The 16,919-nt window shown below is 71.5% G+C and carries 7 protein-coding genes; 1 reads left to right on the plus strand and 6 read right to left on the minus strand.

Annotated features, from left to right (window positions below; genetic code table 11):
* Nucleotides 1-69 precede the first annotated feature (69 nt).
* The 3 genes from ACTIGN_RS13160 to ACTIGN_RS13170 all read right to left on the minus strand — a co-directional run bounded on the left by ACTIGN_RS13160 (nucleotide 70) and on the right by ACTIGN_RS13170 (nucleotide 6,266).
* Nucleotides 70-1,245 (minus strand): AraC family transcriptional regulator, encoded by a 1,176-nt coding sequence (locus ACTIGN_RS13160; RefSeq protein ID WP_439624493.1) that lies wholly within the window; start codon nucleotides 1,243-1,245, stop codon nucleotides 70-72.
* Nucleotides 1,246-1,318: 73 nt separating this feature from the next.
* Nucleotides 1,319-4,576 (minus strand): efflux RND transporter permease subunit, encoded by a 3,258-nt coding sequence (locus ACTIGN_RS13165; protein ID WP_439624495.1) that lies wholly within the window; start codon nucleotides 4,574-4,576, stop codon nucleotides 1,319-1,321.
* A 70-nt stretch (nucleotides 4,577-4,646) separates the two neighbouring features.
* On the minus strand, nucleotides 4,647-6,266 hold the full coding sequence (locus ACTIGN_RS13170) for a TolC family protein (RefSeq protein WP_439624497.1): 1,620 nt from the start codon (nucleotides 6,264-6,266) through the stop codon (nucleotides 4,647-4,649).
* A gap of 169 nt (nucleotides 6,267-6,435) precedes the next feature.
* On the opposite strand from ACTIGN_RS13170, the gene ACTIGN_RS13175 reads away from it, so the two are divergent.
* Nucleotides 6,436-8,061, plus strand: a complete 1,626-nt coding sequence (locus tag ACTIGN_RS13175) for an endonuclease/exonuclease/phosphatase family protein (RefSeq protein WP_439624499.1) — start codon at nucleotides 6,436-6,438, stop codon at nucleotides 8,059-8,061.
* 64 nt (nucleotides 8,062-8,125) lie between these two features.
* Here ACTIGN_RS13175 and ACTIGN_RS13180 read toward each other — a convergent pair whose 3' ends face one another.
* The 3 genes from ACTIGN_RS13180 to ACTIGN_RS13190 form a co-directional block, all read right to left on the minus strand.
* The gene (locus ACTIGN_RS13180) at nucleotides 8,126-8,896 is read right to left on the minus strand and encodes a lipid-binding SYLF domain-containing protein (protein WP_439624501.1); all 771 of its coding nucleotides are present in this window, start codon (nucleotides 8,894-8,896) and stop codon (nucleotides 8,126-8,128) included.
* 299 nt (nucleotides 8,897-9,195) lie between these two features.
* Complete coding sequence (locus tag ACTIGN_RS13185) at nucleotides 9,196-9,702, minus strand: hypothetical protein (RefSeq protein ID WP_439624503.1); 507 nt, start codon at nucleotides 9,700-9,702, stop codon at nucleotides 9,196-9,198.
* A 162-nt stretch (nucleotides 9,703-9,864) separates the two neighbouring features.
* Nucleotides 9,865-16,800 carry an SdrD B-like domain-containing protein gene (locus ACTIGN_RS13190; RefSeq protein WP_439624505.1) on the minus strand — a complete coding sequence of 2,312 codons (6,936 nt, stop codon included), beginning with the start codon at nucleotides 16,798-16,800 and terminating at the stop codon, nucleotides 9,865-9,867.
* Between the last annotated feature and the right edge of the window lie 119 nt (nucleotides 16,801-16,919).

The following is a 16,919-nucleotide window of genomic DNA, read 5'->3' on the forward strand; positions in this document are numbered from 1 at the left end:
GCGCAAGGGCTGGCATCCTACCCACAACCACCGCTATCGTGAAGAACCTCTATTGCATGAGGTTCGGTATCACGCCCTCCCCTTCAACTGGCGCTGTGCGCGGTACTCGCCCGGGCTCATACCGAGTTCGCGGCGGAACACCTCGTAGAGCCGCTGAATGGTCCCGAAGCCGACGTCCCGGGCGATCACCGCGAGGGCCCGGTCGCTCTGTGCCAGCTCCCGTTTCGCCCGCTCGATGCGGACCCGGCGGATCTCCGCCGCGACGGGGCGCTTGAGGGTCCGCTGAAAGTGGTTCTGGAGCGTCCGCGTCTCGGCCCCGACCGCCCGGGCGACGTCGTCCGGGCCGAGGGGCCGGTGGCTGTGCGCCGCGATGTGCGCCAGCGCGGCCGCCACCAGCACGTTGTCCACGGCGAAGAAGTCGGTGGACTCCCGCACCACCAGGCCCTCCGGTTCCAGCCGCACCGGCTCGGCCGGCGGCTCGTGCCCGTCCATCAGTTGGTCGAGCAGCTCCGCGGCCGCGTACCCGATCCGGTCGTAGCCGATCTCGATGCTCGTGAGCGAGGGGCGGGGCTGCTCGCACAGGGTCACCTCGTTCTTCCCGGCGACGATCGCCACGTCGTCCGGGATCCGCCACCCCCGCCGGTGGCTCGCCTGCACCACCAGCCGCCCGCACACCTCCTGGCCGACGTACACGCCGATGGGCGCCGCCCACGAGTCCAGTGTTCGCTCGATCAGCCGCTCCGTCTTCCGCCAGTGGGCCACGTCCTGGTGCGGGTGCTGCGGAACGAACGCGGACGCGCACCCGAAGCCGGCCCCGCGGACCAGCCGGGTGAACTCCCGCACCTCCAGGTCGTTGTCCACGTTGTGGGGCGAGGTCAGCGTGGCGAACGCGCGGAACCCCCGGGCCAGGAGGTGCTCGGCGACCAGCCGGCCCGTCGCCGCCGAATCGGGAAAGACGCCGGGCACGAGGTGCCGGGCGGGGGAGCTGGGCCACACGTTCACCACCGGCACGCCCCGCTTGTTCGCGAGCCGCGCGAGCGGGTGGTTCACGCGCGCCACGATGCCGTCGTACCGGTCCGCGGCGCTCCGCGGCCGGCGGAGGGTGTCGTGGGCGAACTCGTCGATGATCGACGCCCAGCCCTGCTCCCCCGCGTAGCGCTGGATCCCGGCGAAGATCTCCGAGTGCCGCTTGTACGGCCACTGGAGGTCCAACATCAGCGCGACCCGACGCGGCTTGCGGCCCATGGTGCGATTCCCGGGTTCTTAGTGTGTTCCCCGAAGCAGTGCCCCGCGAACGGCCGCGCGGAGCCGGCCGGCCTCACGAGGCACGGGGGGGCTCCGGGGGCGGCGCGGCGTCCGGGACGAAGTGGCGGCCGGCCGGGTTGAACGGACTGAGGGACGCCGACCGGGCGGGCGCGCGGCCCATGACGGCGGCGAACACGGCGGGCAGAACGACGAGGGTCGTGAGCGTCGCCGCGGCCAGCCCGCCGATGACCGCGCGGCCGAGCGGGGCCGTCTGGTCGCCGCCCTCGCCGAGCCCGAGGGCCATCGGCACCATGCCGGCGATCATCGCGCAACTGGTCATCAGGATCGGGCGGACCCGGGTCCGCGCGCCCTCGATGCCGGCCTCGCGGGCGGCCATCCCGTCCGCCCGCGCCCGCTCGGCGAAGGTGACGAGCAGGATGGCGTTCGCGGTCGCGACCCCGACCGCCATGATCGCCCCCATGAACGACTGCAGGTTGAGGGTGGACCCGGTCGCGACCAGCGCCACCGCGACCCCGGCCAGGACCGCCGGCACCGGGGCCACGGCCACGAGCGCGAGCCGGACCGACTGGAAGTACGCGGTCAGCATCAGGGCGATCACGACCACCGCGACGGCCAGGCCGAACGCGAGCCCGCGGAACAGTTCGTTGAACGGCGTGATCTGCCCGCGGACGTCGACCGAGACGCCCTTCGGCGGATCGCCCGCGGCCGCGATCGCCCGCGTCACGGCGCCGGACACGTCCCCGAGGTCGCCGCCTTGGATGTTGGCCGTGAGCGTCACGACCCGCCGCATGTTGTACCGGTCGATCTCCCCGGGCATCACGCCCTCCTTCACCACCCCGACGTCCCGCACCAGCACCGTGCCGTCCCCGTTCGAGGCGACCGGCACGAGTTCGAGGTCCTTCGCCGAGTTCACCAGTACGAACGGCACCTCGACCTGCACCTGGTAGCCGACGCCCGAGGCCGGGTCGCGCCAGTAGTTCGGGACGGTGAACCGGCTGGACGAGGTGAACGGGGTGATCGCCCGGGCCACGTCCGCGGCGGTCCCGCCGGTGGCCGCGAGCTTCTCCCGGTCCACCTGCACCTCCACGGTCGGGTAGTCGAGCGGCTGGGAGAACTGGAGGTCCTTCAGGGCCGGGACCTTCGCCAGCTCGGCCCGCACCTTCTCGGCGTGGGCCCGGTTGGCCGCCACGTTCGACCCGGACACCTGCACCTCGATCGGGGTGGGGGAGCCGAAGCTCATGACCTCGTTGACGATGTCGGCCGGCTCGAACGACAGCCGGAGCTCGTTCGCCCGGCGGTCGGCGACGTCGGCCGCGAGTGCGAACGGCGGCTGCCGCCACCGCGCCGCCGTCCACGCCCGGAGGTGGGCGGGGAGCGTCTCGCGGAGCCGGGCCTTCAGCGCGTCGATGCGGACGGGGCCGGGCTTCAGGGCGATCCGGACCGCCGACTCGTGCGGCCCGCCCATCCACAGGTACACGGCGTTGATGGGGTAGCTGGACGCCACCACCCCGACGTACCCGAGGGTGATCTCGACCTCCCCGCCGGCGGCCCGCACCTCGTCCCCGAGGTACCGGAGGGCCTCCTGCGTGATCGCCTCCGTTTCCTCGATTCGGGTACCCGTCGGTGCCCGGACCCGGAGCTGGAACGAGCCGGCGTCCACTTGCGGGAAGATCTCGGTCCCGAGGAGCGGGCCGACCAGCGCCACGGTCGCTCCGGCGAGGGCGAGGTACGCGGGCACCAGCACCCACCGCAGCGCGGTCAGGCGGCCGACCGCACGGCCGTACGCGCCGGACGTCGCCGCCGCGGCGGATCCACGGTGCGTGTTCTTGAGCAACAGGACGCAGAGGACCGGGACGAACGTGCTGGACAGGACGTAGCTGGCGACCATCGAGAAGCCGACGGCCAGCGCGAGGGGCCGGAACAGCCCGCGGGCGGCCCCCTCCAGCAGGAACGACGGGATGAACACGGCCAGGATGCACAGCATCGCGAGGAGCCGCGGCACCGCCGTCTCGGTCACCCCCCGCCACACCGCCAGCGCCACCGACGGCGTCCTCTCCATCTGGACGTGGATGTTCTCGACCGCGACGGTCGACTCGTCCACGAGGATGCCGACCGCCAGGGCCAACCCGCCCAGCGTCATCAGGTTGATCGACTCGCCGGTGAGCCAGAGGGCGACCAGCGCCGCGACCAGCGCGAACGGGATGTTCAGTACGACGACCACCACCGACCGCCAGTCGCGCAGGAACACGAGGACCATCAGGCCGACGAGCCCGGCCGCGAGCAGCCCCTCGAACGCCACCCCCTTCATCGAGTTGGTGACGTACGGCGACTGGTCGAACTCGAAGCTCACCCGGATGTCGTCCGGCAGTTCGGCCTGCATCTTCGGCAGGTTGGCCCGGACCTTCTTGACCACGTCGAGCGTCGAGGCGCTGGCCCGCTTGGTCACCAGGATGTACACCGCCCGCTTGCCGTTCACGAGCGCGTACCCGGTCGGGACGTCGCTCGCGTCGTCGATCAGCGGCGCGCCGGTCACCGGGTTCCGCTTGACCACGTCGCGCAGGAACACCCCCGGTTTCACTTCGATGGCCCCGAGTTCGGCGGGCTGCACCACCATCGCGTTGCTGGGCACGAGCGGCATCCGGGTGGCGTCCCGGATCTGCCCGGACGGGGCGATGGTGTTGCCCTCGGCCAGCCTCTTCACCACGTCGTCGGCCGACACCTTGTACGCCTGCAGCCGGTCCGGGTCGGCCCGCACGACCACGGTCCGCTGGCTCCCGCCGAACGGCGGCGGGGCGCTCACCCCTTCAATGGCGGCGAACATCGGCCGGACCTTGAACAGCGCCTTGTCCTGGATGTCGCCGATGGTCCGCGCCTCGCTCGACAGCACCAGGTAGCCGACCGGCACGCTCCCGGTGTCGAACCTCATGATGAACGGGTTGACCGTCCCGGGCGGCATGAAGGCCCGCGAGCGGTTGACGTACCCCACCGTCTCGCCCATGGCCTGGGCCATGTCGGTGCCGGGGTGAAAGTACAACTTCATGATCGACATGCCCTGGACGTTCTTCGACTCGACGTGGTGGATGCCGTTGATGTAGAGGAAGTGGTACTCGTAGTAGTTGGCGATCAGCCCCTCCATCTGCTGCGGGTCCATCCCGCCGTAGGGCTGGCACACGTAGATGACGGGAAGGTCGAGGGCCGGGAAGATGTCCACCTTCATCCGGGTGAACGCCAGGCCCCCCGCGAACACGGTGCCGAGGACGAGCACCAGCACGGTGACCGGGCGGTTGAGGGCAGCGGTGATCGGGTTCATCAAGGTGTCTGCGCGAGTACGGGTAGCTGGATGGTAACTCCCCGGGACCGCGAGTGGTAGTGTACGGGGGCTACTTCGGGTCCGCGGCCGGAACGGTCGTCGCGGTGGGAGCGGCCGCCGCGTTCATCAGGCACTGGGCCGGGTGGCCGAGCGCCCGGTAGAGCTGGAACTGCGCCCGGTTGTGGTCGGCTACGGCGGCATAGTAGTCCCGGTACGCCTGGTCGAGCGCCGCGACCGCGGCGACCGCCTCCTGCGGGCGGAACACGAGCGTGAGCTGGTCCCCCACCCGCTTGCCCGGGACCAGCCCCCGGAGGTTCTTCTCGGCCGTCTCGACCGCGTCGGCCACCCCGGCGGTCGCCGCCCTCAGCCGGTTCGCCGACCGCCGCACCCGGGCGTGGGCCTGGACCACTTCGGCCGTCACGCGGTCCTGGGTCCGGAGCAACTGGAGCAGCGCCAGCCGCTGTTCGGCCGCCCGCTCGCGGACCGTGGCGCGGTTCCCGAGCCCGAGGTTCTGGATCTCCCAGACCGCCTGGAGGTCGAAACTGAACCGCCCGCCGAACTTGCCCAGTTCATCGTTGAACCCGCCGCCGAAGTACCCGCCGGCCAGGCCGGCGACCTGCGCCCCGGCCCCCCGGAAGGCGACGGTCGGGACGAACGGCCGGGCCTTCTCCTGGCGGACCCGGGCCAGGGTCGCCTGGATCACGGCCTGATCGGAAGCGAGTTCCGGGCGGTGCGTCAGGGCGATCGGGACGAGGTCGTCCGGGGCCGCGCCCGGGTCGATCAACTCGACCGTGAGCGACGGCTCCTCGGCCGGCTCGACCAGCGTGCCGGGTTCGAGGCGCAACAGCCGGGTGAGGTCGGCGCTGGCGACCTGCCACCGCTCGTAGGCGGACTCCAACGTTTGTCGCCGCCGGGCCGACTCGGCCCTGGCCCGGTTCACCTCGACGGTCGGGACGAGGTCCGGGGCGACCTTCTGGGTGAGCTTCACCAGTTCGTCGGCGCGGCGGAGCGCGTCGATGGACCCGGCCACCTCGCCGCGGGCCTGTTGAACGGTGAAGTACGCCTCGGCCACGGCCAGCGCCGTGTCGTTTCGCGCGGTCTGCACGTCGGCCTGCCGCGAGCGGACGACCTGGCGGGCCGCGAGCGGGGCGAACAGGGCGTCGCCGACGGAGAACACCGCGGTCGGGCCGGCCCCGACGAAGAACGACGTCTTGCTGGTCGAGAACACGAACCCGCCCACGTCCTGGATCTGGCCGTCGTGGCGGAAGTAGTCGATCCCGAGGCCGACGTTCGGGAGCCACAGCACCTTCGCCCGGTCGAGCGCCGCGTTGGCGGCCCGGAGCCGCTCCCCGGCGATCTGAATGTCGAGCGGGCTGGCGCTCGCCAGGGACAGTGCGGTCGGCAGGGTGATCGGGAGCGGTTTCCCCTGGCCCTCCGCGGGCGGAACCGTCGGCAGGCTCGCGGGCGCGCCCGCCGGGGGCGCGTCCCGCTCGTCGGTCGCGGTCTCGACGTGTCCGACCGGAACGACCGCCGGGGCCTTGGGGCTCGGTACACTAACCGGGGCCACCGATCGGGCCGGCGGCGGGAGGAGCGCGTCGGCGGGGTCGAGCGTCGTGCAGGCCGGGAGCATCAGCACCCCCGCACCGGCGAGCCACCGTGCCGCCCGGCGCATTCCAAGTGCGGTCGCCACATCAGCCTCCCGAGAACGCCGGGCGCGGGTCCACGCGGCCGGGGTGGGACCCGGCTGATCGTCCACGTTTTATCGGTCCGCCGGGCGGTCCGGCTGAACGGCGACATGTAATTTCCCGTTTCTGTTCAGCCCGTTGCCACGCGACCGTTCGCCCACGCGGAGTTCCCAAATGGTTCGGCTTGTCCTGTTGTTCACGGCCTGTGTCGCGGTCGCTTCACCCGCGGCCGACCCGCCCGCGCCGCCCGCACCGGCGGCCGCTGCGCCTGCGGTCGCGCCGGTGCGGGTGATGAGCTTCAACATCCGCTACGGCACGGCGAGGGACGGCGACAACGCCTGGGACAAGCGGAAGGGGTTCCTCGCGGAGACGGTCGCCGCGTTCGACCCGGACCTGCTCGGGACGCAGGAAACGCTGGCCGCACAGCGGGACTTCCTGGCCGAGAAACTCACCGGGTACGCGGCGCTCGCCGCCGGGCGGGACGACGGCAAGGACGCCGGCGAGATGGCCGCAGTGTTCTACCGCACGGACCGCTTCGAGAAGCTCGACGGCGGCCACTTCTGGTTCAGCGAGACGCCCGACAAGCCCGGCAGCAAGGGGTGGGACGCCGCGCTCCCGCGGGTCGCCACCTGGGTGAAACTCAAGGACCGGACCGCGCCGGACGGCAAGCCAATGCTGTTCCTGAACGCCCACCTCGACCACCGCGGCGAGAAAGCGCGGCTCGAGTCCGCACGGCTCATCCGAGCGAAGGTCGCCGAACTCGGCAAGGGGTGCCGGGTGGTCGTCACCGGCGACTTCAACGCCGGCGAGGGGAGCGAACCGTACGCCGGGCTGTTCGGCAAGTTTGAAGACCAACCGTCGCCAGTCGTGGACACGTTCCGGGTCGCGCACCCGAAACGCGGGAAGAGCGAGGGCACGTTCACCGGGTTCGACCCGGCCGCCACGGGCGGGGACCGCATCGACTGGATCGGGTGCTCGCGGGACTGGGACGTGCGGCTCGCCGGCATCGACCGCACGGCCCGCGACGGGCGGGTCCCGTCGGACCACTTCCCGGCCACCGCGGTCCTCCGCCCGGCCGCGCCGGACCAGAAGACCACCCTCCGCGTGCTGTGCTACAACGTCCACCACTGCGAGGGGACCGACGGGAAACTCGACCTGCCGCGCGTCGCGAAAGTGATCCGCGCCGCCGACCCGGACCTCGTCGCCCTCCAGGAACTGGACGACCGGACGAAGCGGACCGGCGGGGTCGATCAGACGGCCGAGCTCGCCCGGCTCACCGGCCTGAACGGGGCGTTCGGCAAGGCGATCGACTTCCAGGGCGGGGGGTACGGTCAGGGGGTCCTGTCGCGGTTCCCGCTCGGCGCGGGTACCGTTCACCCGCTGCCCGGTGCGCCGAAGCAGGAGGCGCGGGTCGCGTTCGAGGTGCGGGTGAAGATCGACGGCCGGGAGTTGTCGTTCGTGACAACGCACCTCGACCACCAATTCGCCGCTGAGCGGGACCAACAGGCGGCGAAACTCAACGAGCTGTTCGCCGGTACCGACCGCCCGGTCATTCTCGCGGGCGACCTGAACACCACGCCCGAGAGCAAGGCGTTCGCCGCACTGACCGCGAAGTGGACGGACGCCACCGCCGGGAAGGGGCTGCTCACGGTCCCGGTGGACCGTCCGGCGCAGCAGATCGACCACGTCCTGTTCCGCCCCGCCGAGCGGTTCCGCGTGGCCAGCGCCGTCGTCATCAACGAACCGGTCGCATCCGACCACCGCCCGGTCCTGGTCGTCCTCGAACCCGTGGCGAAGTGACGCGGCCGCACCATTGCTGGTGCGGCCGCGCTCATCATCATCGGCAGACTCGGTTACCGCCGGCTCACGGGCGACCGGGAACCACTGGGGGTGCCGGTGTCGGGAGCGGTGCGGGGAGCGGCGGCGCGACCTTCGCCGGATCGGCGGGCGGGGTCGTCGAACTCATCAGGTCGAGCACCTCCTTGAGTGCGGCGACCTGTCGGGCCACCTCGGGCCGCGCGTCCGCTCCGAACGTCGCGTTCACGGTCGGGTCCGGCCGGAGCACCGACCCGTCCAGCGCCACCCCGGCGAAGAGGCCGCGGCTCCGCGAGTACGAGATGATCTCGGCCCCCAACTTCACGTCGGTCCCGGCGGCGGCCGTCCGCCCGACCGGCCCGGCCGCGACCGACGCGTCGGCCCCGAGCGTGAACTTCCCCTTGCCCTCGAGCAACCGGTCGAGGCTCTTGCGGTCGCGGAACACCAGCACGACGTCGGTCGCTTCGACCCCGGCCTGGAACCCGACCGACCCGCCCCCGAAGTTGATGAACACCGGCCCGCCCCACTTCCCGTCCTTGTCCCGCGCGAGCACGACGCCGTGGCCGCCGGCACCCGCGACGATGAACCCGGCCTTGATGACGCGCGGGACCACCACCACGCCCTGGGCGTCGGCCAGGAGGGCCGGCGGGATGCTCTTCTCCGGGATCTTCGACAGGTCCGCGAGGACCGTCGCCGCCGCGTCCAGGGTCTCGGTGGGCGCCGGCGCGAGGCGGTCGCGGAGCCGCTCGCGGGGCTGTGCCGACGCCGTCGAGCAGGCGAGAACCGTCAGGGCGACCGTGCCGAGTAGAGTGCGATTCACGTTGATTCCTCCGCTGTCCGTGAGTGCGGCCCCGAGTTGGCCGCGGCGGGAGGGGGAGTAGCAACCCGAGCGCCGGACCGCGCAATCTCGCTGCTCGGCACGGCGCGGGGGCCGCGCCCGGGGGGGATGCGGCGATTGGGCGGAATGGGGCGGCAGTGCGGTGGGGGCTTGCGGGACTGGGGCGGTCTGCGCGGCCCGCCCCGATTGAAACTCCGACTGGTGCCGGCGGCCGGCCGCGAGGTGATCGGCAGGTCGGGGTGCAAAAGTGGCACACGTCCCTCCGCAGCCGCCGGCCGCGGTCACCCGAGCAGTTGGGCGAACGCGCGGCGGACGCCCGGGTGCCCCCGGTACTTCTCGAGCCACTTCGCGTGCTCCTCGATCTCGAGTCGCAGGCCGCTCTCGCCGCGGTCCTCGGCCATTTCGAGGTACTCGGAGACGGGGAGGAAGTACCGCACCCGCTCGTCGCCGTCGTCGAGCAGGAACGCCAGCACGCCGTGGCCGTCGACCAGCGCCTTGGCCTCGTCCCGCTTCACGTCGAGCCCCGCGACACAGGCCTCGACCCGCACCGGCGCGAACGCGGTGTGCGCCCGGTTCGCGGCGACCACGTTCACGCCCTTGTTCACGACCGACAGGTACGCCCGCAGTCCGTTCACGATCAACGCGCTGGCGACCTCTCCGCCGTACCCCTCCAAATCGAGAACCATGTCGGACTCGGGCCGCCGCACCGGGGCGGCCAGAACGGGTTCCGGTTCCGGGCCAGTGTCCTCGTCTTCGATCACCGGTTTCTTGCTCTTCGCCTTCGCCATCGTCGACAAACCTCCAGGGGGGAACCGAGTAACGTAGTGCAAGATTCCCCGCCGTCCAGTTCGGCCGGCGGCACGCCGCGCTTGGGGCCGGTAAACGGCGGAGCCCGCGGGGCCGGCCCCGCGGGCTCCGCCGTCCGGCGGGCGTCCGCAACGGGACACCACTCACATGGCGCTGCCGAGCAGGTCGCGCTTCGACGGGGCCAGGCCGCCGGCCGGGAGGAGCTCCCCGAAGTCGAACGGCCCGCGGACCGGGAACGGGTTCAGGAGGATGTTCGAGAACACGTCGTTGCCGACCGTCGGGGCCGGGCCGGACGGGTCGCGGTTCGACTCCAGGCCGTCGAGGAACCCGGCCGGCTGGGCCTCGCGGATCGCGTACACCCCCGGCGGGATCGGGTTGAACTCGTAGAACCCGTTGGCGTTGGTGAGCACCGTCAGGCTCCCGCCGGGCACGTCGGCACCGGTGATCGGCCGGGCGAACGGGGTGCCCGCGAACGCGGTCCCGCTGATCGTGATCGCGACGCCAGCGATCCCCCGGTCCCCGGCGTCCCGGACCCCGTTGCGGTTCACGTCCAGGTACACGTACCCGTTCGGGTCGGCCGGGGGCAGCTCGCCGAAGTTGTAGCCCCGCCCGTTCTGGCTGATCCGCGTCGCCGGGTCGACCCCCAGCACCAGGCTCATCGAGTTCTTGACCGGGAGCGTCCCGCCCAGGTTGCCCAGGTTGTCGGCCCCGTCGTAGAACCCGTTGGTCAGCGTCGTGGGCCGCGGCGGCTGCGCCTCCGCGACCGTGTACCGGCCGGGGACGAGCCCGGTGAACCGGTACATCCCGTTGGCGTTGGTCGTGGTCGTCGCGACCACGACCCCGGCCCCGTTCCTCAGCGTCACCCGCACCCCGGCGAGGCCCGTGTCCGGGTTCTGGCTGGCGGTGTCGAACACGGCGTTCAGGTTGTAGTCCCGGTACACCCGGCCCGCGATCGACCCCAGGGTGTCGCCGAAGTTCTGGTTCGTGACGCTCCCGGTCGCGGGCATCGTGACCGTGCGGACGTTGAACGGGACCTCGCTGCTCCCGTACCCGGCCGGCTGCGTCTCGGTCAGCGTGTACGTCCCGGCGGGCAGGTTCGCGAACGAGTACGACCCGTCGGCCGCGGTCAGGGTGGTGCCCACGACCGCGCCGGCGGCGTTCCGGAGCGTGACCGGGATGCCCGGGAGCGGCCGGTCGCCGCCCGCGGGCTGGTACACCGAGTCCTGGTTGTCGTCGAAGTACACGGTGCCCGACAGCCGGTTCCCCGTGAGTTCGCCGAAGTTGTAGTTGGTCCCGAGGACGCCCGCCGGCAGGACGATGTTGGTGGTCGTGTCCGTCGGCACGAGGGTGCCGCCGACGCTCCCGACCGAGTCCCGGCCGTCGGTGAACCCGGCCGGCTGCGTCTCGGCGACGCGGTACGTCCCGGCCGGCAGGTTGTTGAAGTTGTAGCCCCCGTCGGCCCCGGTCGTCGTGGTCCCGACCTGTGCGCCGGTGGCGGCGTTGAACAGGGTCACCGTCGCGCCCGGGATCGGGGCCTCGGACGGCTGCTTCACCCCGTCGTTGTTCGGGTCCTGGTACACGAACCCCGAGATGCCGGCCGGCGTGTCGCCGAAGTTCTGCTCGGTGACGAACGCGCTGGTGATCGTGACCGTGCGGGCGTCCGGGGCGAACGGCCCGGCCGGCGGGTTCCCGTAGATCGTCGGCTGCGTCTCGGTGACGGTGTACGTGCCCGGCGCGAGGTTCGGGAACACGTAGTTCCCGCTCGCGTCGGTCGCCGCCGTGCCGACCACGGTGCCGTCCGCGTTCCGCAGGGTGATCGTGACCCCCGGGATGCCGGTCTCGCCGGGGTCCAGGGTGCCGTCCTTGTCCGTGTCCAGGAACACCTTGCCGCCGAGCCCGGGGCGGAGCTCGCCGAAGTTGTACCCGGTCGCGTTGGTGCCCGCGGTCAGGGGGATCGCCGTGATCGTGTCCGGGGCCACGAGGGTGCCGCCGGCGGAGCCCACGGTGTCCTTGCCGTCGGCGTACCCGGCCGGTTGCGTCTCGGTGACGCGGTACGTCCCGGGGGCCAGGTTCGTGAACGCGTACGTGCCGTTGGCGGCCGTCGTCGTGGTCGCGACCTTGGCCCCGGTCGTGGAGTTGAACAGGGTCACAGTCGCCCCCGGGATCACCGGCTCACTCGCCTGCCGCACGCCGTCGTTGTTCGAGTCCACGTACACCAGCCCGGAGAGGCTGGCCGGGGCCGGCGGGGGCGGCGGGGGCGGGGGCGGCGGCGACAGCGACGGCGTGACCACCGCGGTCGCCTCGTCGTCCTCGGGCACCTGCTGCGGCCCGTTGCCCGGGGTTGAGTCGATGTCCGGTTGGTCGGAGGTCGCGACCTCGGCGAAGTTCGCGTACGGCCCCGCGGCGGTGACGCGGGCGGTGATCGTCATCGTGCGGGACCCGCCCACCGCGAGGCTCCCGACGGTCCAGGTGCCGGTGGCGCTGTTGTACGCGGCCCCGGCACTGCTCCGGACGAACGTGAACCCGGCCGGGAGTTGGTCCAGGACCGAGACGCCGGTGGCCGCGATCGGCCCGTCGTTCCGCACCGTGACGGTGAAGACCACCCGAGTGCCGATGGCGGCGGCCGGGCGGTCGACCGTCTTGGTCAGGCTCAGGTCGGCCGTCGGGAAGAACCCGAAGTCGAGGTCCGGGTCGATCGCCCCACTCGGCAGGCTCGCCGGGGTGGTGCCGCTCGGGCTCCCGTTGCTGTCGGTCGCGGTCGTGCCCTGACCGGTCGGGGACGGGAGGAACCCCGCGAGTTTCCCGCCGGCGGTGAAGTTGGCGGGGGCCACGGTCACCGCGTAGGCACCCGGGGGCAGGTCGGTGAACTCGTACTTTCCGTCGGCGTCGGTGACGGCCGTGTCGGTGACCGCGTTGCCGAGCCCGTCGGTCCCGGCGAGGGTCAGCGTCACGCCCGCGATGCCGAGTTCGCCGGTGTCCTGGATGCCGTCGCGGTTCGTGTCGAGCCACACGAAGTTACCGACGGCGACGGGCCGGTAGTACCCGAAGTCGATGGTCGGGTCGTCGTCGCCGATGGCGAGGGTGTCCGGGGTGGTGTCGGTGCCGGTGGGGTCGTCGCTGTCGAGGGCGTCGTCGGCCCCCTGGTCCCGGGCCGTCACCACGTACCCGTCGAGCACGTTGCCGGAGTCGGTGACCTCCACCGAGTACGCGCCCGGGGGCAGGGCGTCGAACAGGTACTTGCCGTCGGCGTCGGTGGTGTCGGTGAGGGTGACCGGGTTGCCGGCCCCGTCGGTCCCGGTGAGGGTGAGGGTGACGCCGGCGATGCCCGGTTCGCCCCCGTCCTGGACCCCGTTCCCGTTCAGGTCGTCCCACACGAAGTTGCCCACGGTGACGGGCTGGTAGAACCCGAAGTCGATGGTCGGGTCGTCGTCGCCGATGGCGAGGGTGTCCGGGGTGGTGGCGGTGCCGGTGGGGTCGTCGCTGTCGACCGTGTCGTCGAGTCCCTGGTTCCGGGCCGTTGGAACGAACCCGAAGAGCTTGCCGCCGGCGAGGGAGTTCGCGGGATCGACGGACACCACATAGGTGCCCGGGTCCTCGACGAACTGGTACTTGCCGTTGGCGTCGGTCGTGGCCGTGCCGGTGACCGGGTTGTTGAGGCTGTCCGTTCCAGTGAGGAGCAGGACCACGCCCGCGATGCCGGGCTCGCCGTTGTCCTGGAGCCCGTTGCCGTTCAGGTCGTGCCAGACGAAGTCGCCGATCGTCACCGGCGCGTAGTAGCCGAAGTCGATGGTGGGGTCGTCGTCGCCGCTCTCGAGCGCGAGCGGGGTGGTGCCGCTCGGGCTGCCGTTGCTATCGGTCGCGGCCGTGCCCTGGCCGGTCGGCGAGGCCGAGTACCCGCGGAGCGTGCCGCCGGCGGCGAAGTTGGCGGCGGCGACGGTGATCTGGTACGTGCCCGGGGCCAGGGCGGTGAACTCGTACTTGCCATCGGCGTCGGTGGTGTCCGTCAGGCTGACCGCGTTGCCGGCCCCGTCCGTGCCGGCGAGCGTGAGCGTCACGCCCGCGATGCCCAGTTCGCCGGTGTCCTGAATGCCGTTGGCGTTCGCATCGTTCCAGACGAAGTCGCCGACGGTGACGGGCCGGTAGTACCCGAAGTCGAGGGTCAGGTCTTCCCCGCCGCTGGTGAGGGCCGCCGGGGTGGTGCCGGTGCCGGTGGGGTCGTCGCTGTCGAGAGCGTCGTCGCCGCCCCGGTCCTGTGCGGTCACCACGTACCCGAAGAGCGCGTTGCCCGCGGTGAAGTTGGCGGCGTCGACCTCGACCGCGTACGTGCCCGGGGGCAGGGCGTCGAACAGGTACTTGCCATCGGCGTCGGTGGTGTCCGTCAGGCTGACCGCGTTGCCGGCACCGTCGGTCCCGGTGAGGGTGAGCGTCACGCCCGCGATCCCGGGCTCGGCGTTGTCCTGGAGGCCGTTCCCGTTCAGGTCGTCCCACACGAAGTCGCCCACCCGCACCGGGGTGTAGAACCCGGCATCGACGGAGTGGTCGGCGCTGCCGGGGCCACCGGTGTCCACCGTGGCCCGCAGGAACCCGGAAATCAGCACCGCGTCGGAGTCGATCGTGTCGTCCCCGCCCCGGTCGGCGAACGTCGGCACCATCCCGGTGAGGGCCGCGGACGCCGTGTCGAAGACGACGGTGTAGCCAGTGGTTCCCGGGGTCAGGCCCGCGATGCCGTAGTCCGCGCTGGTGGTGTCCGTGCGGTTGGGGTCGGACGAGAAGTAGTAGTTCCCGTTGGCGTCGGTGACCGCGGTACCCAGCGGCGTGGCGGTGGCCGGGTCGGCCCCCTGTGCGAACAACTTCACGGTGACGCCCGCGATCGGGCTCTCACCGGCGTCCTGGGTGCCGTTGCCGTTCGCGTCCCGCCACACGCGGTTGCCGATCTCGACGGGGGCCGCCGGGGTCGCGTACGTCACCCCGCCGATGCCCGAGGCCTTGCCGAAGTTCTGGACCGTTGAGGTGTTGTCCATCAGGTACAGGTAGTACGCCTTGGACAGGGACCCGGTGGTGGTGTTGTCCATCCACCGGACGCCGCCCGTCTGGAAGTCGCGGTTCAGCACCGGGTCGTAGGACGTGACGACGAGGTCCGGGAACCCCGGCACCTGGGTGACGCTGCCGCTGGTGACGTACCCGTGGCCGCCGGTGGGCGGGGCGTAGTCCTGCTGGTGGTAGAAGTACCCGCGTGCCCCCGGCCCCGTTCCGGGGCCGAAGTTCCGGTTGGTCGGCCCCGCGCCCAGCCCGTCGGAGCGGCCGCCCGACTCGAGGGTCCAGCCGTTGACGGGGTCGCCGGCCGCGCGGAGCAGTTCGCCCGCGGGGTAGGTTTCAAAGTTCGTGGTGATGCTGGCCGCGTTGGCCGGGGTGAAGTTGCCGCCCTGGTCGCCGACCCGGTCGCGGAACGCCAGGGTCATGTTCCCCGAGACGTCGAACGAGATGCCGCTGAGCATCGGCTGGGCGTACACCAGGCCGGCGGTGCTGTTGTTCTTGAACGTCGGGGTCCACGGCTTCCAGTCGGACCGCCCCGCACTCGTGTACCGGGCGGCGAAGTCCCGGGGGTACGCGAGGCCGCCTTCGGTCGCGTCGCCGGTCGTGAACACGGGGCTCGCGCCGAACGTGTTCGTGACCGGGTCGAACGCGTACACGTAGGCCCGCAACTGGGTCGGGTCGCCGCCGGGCTCGGCCACGGTGATGGTGCTCTCCGCGCTGTTCACGATGCCGACGTAGATCTGGCCCTGGTGGTACGTGACCGCGAACGGCCGCAGGTCGTCCCCGGCGGTACCCGTGGCGAACGGGGCGTCGAACGGGATCGAAACGGTCTCGATGTCGCCCACGGTGACCGGGCCGGCGAGGTTCGTCGGGATGACGTACAGCATCCGGTCGGCCAGGTTCATCACGAACAGCTTCTGGTTGACCGGGTCGTACGCGATCCCGCCCAGGGAGGTCTTGCCGACCGTGTCCCAGCTCCCGTTGCGGAGTTCGGCGCTGGTCACGTTGAGGCTGTCCTCGAAGAACTGCGACGCGCCGACCGTCGTCGTGGTTTCTGGCGTGTACCCGGCCCGGAAGTCGAACCCCGCTCTGCCGGCCCCGAACAACTCGTTCAGGTTCACGAACTTCGTCGCTGTGCCGGTAGTCGGGTCGATCGTGTACACCGTGCCGTTCCCGCTGAACGCGCCGACGGTCGGCCCGTAGCCGGTGTGGAGCTTGGTGTACGCGCTCGCGTACACCTCGTTGTTTGCCTGGTTGTAGGCGAGGCCGAAGACGGTGCCGACCTGGCCAGCGGGCGTCTCGAACGTGTGCGTCGGAGTCCCGGTCGCGCCGCCGCTGAGCGGCGCGTCGTACGGGGACGGGTGGACGTCGGTGGTGCCGAGGTTGATGGCCCCGGTGTTCACGGCACCGGCGTTGTACAGGCTCCCGCGCACCGCCGGGAGGTTCTTCCCCGGCCCGCTCACCTGGTCCCCGAACAGGTACTGTGCGGTGATGATCTGCGGGTTGTCGACGCTGAACTCGCCGTTGCGGACGACCGTGAAGTTCAGCGGCGTCGACGACCCGCTCGCCCGGGCGGCGAAGAACTGCACCGTGGTGCCGTTGTCGGCCCCCTGCGGGGAGACCGTGTACCCCTGGCCCGTGAGGGACGCGGGGACGGTGAACTGCACCCGCAGCGCGACGCTGTCCGGCACGGTCAGGGTGTAGGTGCCGTTGGCCGCCGAGGTCGCCGTCCCGACGGCCATGTTCGTGGCGTCGTACGCGGTGACCGTGACCCCGGCGAGCGGCACGCTGTCCTGCGACCCGCGGACGTTCCCCGATGCCGCGTTGACGGCGTTCCCGGCGTTCGCGGTCTGGTTCGTCGTTCCGTTATCGACCCGCCCGTTCGCGTTGAAGTCCTGAAGGACCGTTCCCGTGAACGTCGCCGACGGGATGTCGCGGCACTCGAGCTGTTCCACGAGCAGGGACATCTTGTCCCGCTTCGGCCGCGTCACGATCGGGCGGGCGGGGCGGTGCAGTCGAGCGAGCCACCTGGAAACGTAAAGCATGTTTGTCTTCTCGAAAGAATAACAAATGGAAAATCAAGGAGTAATGACCGGCCGTCGCGGCACGCACCGCCGAGCGACGAGACAGATTCCGGGAGCGGCCGCGGTCGCTCGTGAAACGT

This window comes from Gemmata sp. (assembly GCF_051859125.1).
In the GTDB taxonomy this organism is placed as follows: domain Bacteria; phylum Planctomycetota; class Planctomycetia; order Gemmatales; family Gemmataceae; genus Gemmata.